This is a genomic window from Streptomyces sp. A1277, from assembly GCF_004795015.1.
In the GTDB taxonomy this organism is placed as follows: Bacteria; Actinomycetota; Actinomycetes; order Streptomycetales; family Streptomycetaceae; genus Streptomyces.
In genome coordinates this window covers 1-1161 of the sequence record NZ_SSBI01000104.1, presented here as the reverse complement: position 1 = coordinate 1161, position 1161 = coordinate 1, and the positions used below count along the sequence as shown (strand labels likewise).

Annotated in this window: 1 protein-coding gene and 1 pseudogene; both read left to right on the top strand. The window is 75.5% G+C overall.

From position 1 onward, the window contains the following. On the top strand, positions 1-901 hold a 901-nt coding region (locus tag E6R18_RS33840; RefSeq protein ID WP_136320683.1), incomplete at its 5' end, for a tetratricopeptide repeat protein. Positions 902-903: 2 nt separating this feature from the next. Continuing rightward, positions 904-1161 (top strand): annotated as a pseudogene (locus E6R18_RS33835) (protein phosphatase); the annotation flags it as partial.

Here is a 1161-nt window from a genome sequence, read left to right as displayed (position 1 = left end):
CCGGGTCGACGCGAACGACCCCAACGCGGGTTTCCTGGCCGGGGTGATGGCGTCGGCGCCCGCCGAGCTGATCGCCGCGTTGCAGGCGGTTCCGGCCGCCTCGCTGGAGACCCGGCTGCGCGAGCTGCGGGCGTACCTGGAGATGGGCGATGCCGGCGCGGCCGCGAAGACCCTGACGGAGCTGGAGGGGCAGCACCCGGACGACTGGCGGGTCGTCTGGTACCGGGGCCTCACCTCCCTGGTGACCGGTGACCGGGAGAACGCGGCGCTGGCGTTCGACGCGGTGTACGACGCGTTTCCCGGGGAGCCGGCGCCCAAGCTGGCCCTCGGCATCTGCGCGGAGGTGCTGGGCCAGCTGGACAACGCCGCCGAGTACTACCGGCTGGTGTGGATGACCGATCCGAGCTTCGTGAGCGCCGCGTTCGGCCTGGCCCGGGTGCAGATCGCCGCCGGGGACCGGAACGCGGCGGTCCGGACGCTGGAGTCGGTGCCGGAGGCGTCGATCCACTACACGGCGGCCCGGGTCGCCGCGGTCCGGGCGCGGCTGCGCGAACGGGCCCCGGACGAGCCGTTGATGGCGGACCTGATGGCCGCGTCGGCGCAGGTGTCGGGGCTCGCGGGGCTCGGGCTCGACGCGGTGCGGCGGGAGCAGTTGTCGACCGAGGTGCTGGGCACCGCGCTCGACTGGGTACTCTCCGGTAGCCCTTCGGGCCCGCAGCCGGCCGCACACGCCGGACCGCACGGCCCGGGGACGCTGCTCGGCAGTGAGCTGGACGAGCGCGGACTGCGTTTCGGTCTGGAGCGCGCGTACCGGATGCTCGCCCGGCTCGCGGAGCCCGGCGCCGAGAGGATCGAACTGGTGGAGCGGGCCAACCGTTTCCGCCCCCGAACGTGGGTGTGAACATGTCGCAGAACCACCAGGAGACGGCCCTGCCGAGGTGTCCCGGCTGCGAGGAGCCGTTGGAGCAGGGCGACCTGTTCTGCGGTGCGTGCGGGTACGACCTGTCGGCCGTGCCGGAGCCGCCGCAGGACCGCCCGACGGTCGCCATCGTCACACCGGGCCCCGCCGCGCCGGGTGCCGGCGCGGCCGCCCCGTCCGGGGCCCGCTCGGACGGGCCCGCGGGCTCGGGGGACTTCGAGCCGGCCGCCCCCGGGGCGCCC